Raw genomic sequence first — 3,044 nt, 5'->3', positions numbered from 1 at the left:
CGCCTTCGTCGAACAACGCTTTTGCGAGGGCCGAAACCCGCGTCGCCCCATCCGCAGCGGCGAATGTGGATCGGTAGTCGCTCAATGGTGCGTCCGTCAGGTGGACACGGCGCAGCGAACCCAGTCCGGTAACCTGCCCCTTGATCCCGTGTCGGGCGAAGCAGGCACGAATACCCTGGTCGAAGCGATCGCCGAGCGCCTCGAGCTTCTCGAATGCGGCGGGGGTCAATTCCTCCAGAGCGGCTATCCCTGCCGACATGGACATGGGATTGGCACTGAACGTTCCGCCATGCGGCACCGCGGGCTGACCCGTACTTGGATCAAACACCGACATCACTTCCGCACGGCCGCCGATGGCGCCGATCGCAAAGCCGCCGCCGATAATCTTGCCGAGCGTGGTGAAATCCGGATCGATGTCGAAACGGCCCTGCGCACCATTGTAGCCAAGGCGAAAGGTGATGACCTCGTCGAGGATCAGCAGCGCCCCAAGCTCGCGCGTAACGCGTCGCAGCATCGCCAGATATTCGGGCTTTGCCGGCACCAGCCCTGCGCGATTGGGCATGACATCGACGAGCACGGCCGCAAGGCTGTTGCCGCTGGCGCGAAGGATTGCCTCGGCTACAGGCGTGTTGTTGAAGGGAATGACGACGACATCGTCGAGCACGCCCTGGGGTGTCCCCTTGGCGGTCGGCACGGATCCCGGCCTGTCGATATCACCCCAGGTGGCGGGGCTGGCGTCCTGGCTTGTCTCGGCCGGATCGTAGGTCCCGTGGTAGGCGCCCTCGCATTTTGCAATCTTGGGTCGGCCGGTATAGGCGCGCGCGGCCTTGATCGCGTTCATCACCGCTTCGGTGCCGGAATTGGTGTAACGAAGCTGCTCGACGGACGGCAGACGATCGCACAGGATTTCCGAGAGGCGGATCTCGCTCTCGGTGGGCATGCCAAAACACGTTCCGGCTTCGAGCTGCCGTGTAGCCGCCTCAAGGATTTGGCGGTTGCCATAGCCATGGATCAGAGAGGTGAAATTCCCCAAGGCGTCGATCCGGACATGGCAATCCACATCGGTGATCCGGCAGCCATCGCCGCGCCAGGCATAGATTTGATACGGTTTGCGGTAGACGGTCGTACGCGTGTTCCCGCCAGGCATGACCTCGCGGGCACGGGCATAGAGCTTTTCGGAATTTGGTGTCGCGGGTACTGACATGAGGTCGCTCATCATTTGGTTCTAACTGGCAAGGTTGATTCGCTCGCGACGCAAGATCGGGTCGGCGTTCTCGAATTCTTGGGCAAAGCGGTGGCCTGAATAGACGGCAGCATAAATGGCAGCCGGCGCTTCGCAGTCCCCGATGCGCGAGACGCGGCGCAAGCGACCGGCCTGTCCCTCCTCGAGACGCTTGGTCAGCGCTTTAAACAGTTCGTTGCGAGGTAGCCGCGCTGTGACGAGGACAAGGGCGTCGGTCTCTCGGTGGTTCGCTGCGCCTGTTCGCGCGTCGATGAAGAGGGCCTGGCCTTCATGCGTACCGGTGAGCGCCATGTGCGTAACCATTCCAACTCCACGCTCATATAGCCGCTTTGCTGTTCGGATGTTTTCAAGCGTGTTGATTGTGAAGGAGGAGATGTCGGCTGCCGGCGTGACCAGCGTCACATTTTTGCCCACTAGAGCCAGTTTTTCAGCGATCACGGCGCCCATGTAATAGTGGTCGTCGTCATAGACGACAATTCGGCCCGAAGGGATATTGCCGCCCATGATGTCGTCCGGTGTGAATACGGGCACGCTGGCTGACAATGTAAGCGGCTTGAACGCCGCGCGCCCCACTCCATCGGCGCGCCATTGCGATCCAGTCGCCAGCACGACCTCATCGGCGTCAAATTCGAGAACGTCGGCCAATCCGAGATCGCTTTCGAGATAGACCCCGACGTTCGAGAGTTTGTCTAGCTGGGTGACGCGCCAGTCGCGGACCCTCAGCCATTCGCGCAGGCCCGGCAGCTCGCCCTCAAGGGTCACGCGGCCACCGAGACGGCTCTGCCGCTCGGCCAAGGTTACCTGATAGCCGCGCTGACCGAGAGCCCGGGCGCATTCGAGCCCCGCCGGCCCGCCGCCGATGACGAGCACGCTCGTATCGCTTGATTTGGTGGAAATTCGTTCGGGATGCCAGCCGCGACGCCATTCCTCGCCCATGGTCGGGTTCTGCGTGCAGCGCAGGTTCGTCATGGCAAAGTGGCTCGACACGCAGATATTGCAACCGATGCACTCGCGGATATCTTCGTAGCGCCCCTCCTCGATCTTCTTCGGCAGGAAGGGATCGGCGATCGACGGGCGCGCGGCGCCAATCATGTCAAGCACGCCGCGGCGGATCAGGCTTGCCATTGTGTCCGGCGAGGTGAAGCGCCCGACACCGACGACCGGCTTGGTGGTGACGCTCTTGATCCCGGTCATGAACGGCTCGTGGTCGTTCTCCGATGCGAAGCGGGAGGTCGGCGAATCGTCGGCCCAGGTTCCGACCACGAGATCCCATAGATCGGGCAGTTCGGCGAGCAASCTGATGGCCTCTATCCCTTCGTCCGCGGCGCGAAGTCCTTCGGGGCCAAACAGTTCATCGATGATCAGACGTACGCTAACCGCGCAGGCATCGCCGCCACCCTCTCGCGTGGCCTCGATCAATTCCTTCAGAAGGCGAACCCGGTTTTTTAGCGAGCCGCCATATTCGTCGGTTCGTTGATTGCGGGGCGAGATGAATTGGAATGCGATGGTGGAGAAATTGCCGTCGACATTGAGGATGTCGAAGCCGGCCTTGCGCGCCCGCTGCGCCGCCGCTTTCCACCAGCCCAGCAGTGCCTTGATGTCCGACTTGTCCATTGCGCGAACCTGGACCGGATGGTGGCCGCTGACGGGTCGGTCCATCGGGCCGAGTGGCACTTCGCGGGTCATGCGATTAGCGTTGTAGTAAGCGGGATAGGCGAGTTGCACGCCGGCGAGCGAGCCGTGCTCGTGGACCRCTTCCACCATCAATGCGAGCGGTGGAATGTCGCCGTCATCCCACAGC

Annotated in this window: 2 protein-coding genes; both read right to left on the bottom strand. The window is 62.2% G+C overall.

Annotated features, from left to right (window positions below):
* Positions 1-1,204: aspartate aminotransferase family protein (locus ACXJ7R_RS28865; RefSeq protein WP_457154804.1), on the bottom strand; the 1,204-nt coding region annotated here is incomplete at its 3' end.
* A gap of 21 nt (positions 1,205-1,225) precedes the next feature.
* A partial coding sequence (locus ACXJ7R_RS28860) for an oxidoreductase (RefSeq protein ID WP_457154803.1) occupies positions 1,226-3,044 on the bottom strand: 1,819 nt, incomplete at its 5' end.

The sequence above is a fragment of the Mesorhizobium sp. P5_C1 genome (genome assembly GCF_054049815.1).
The sequence above is the reverse complement of the archived record's forward strand: the minus strand, read 5'-3'. Positions and strand labels throughout refer to the sequence as shown.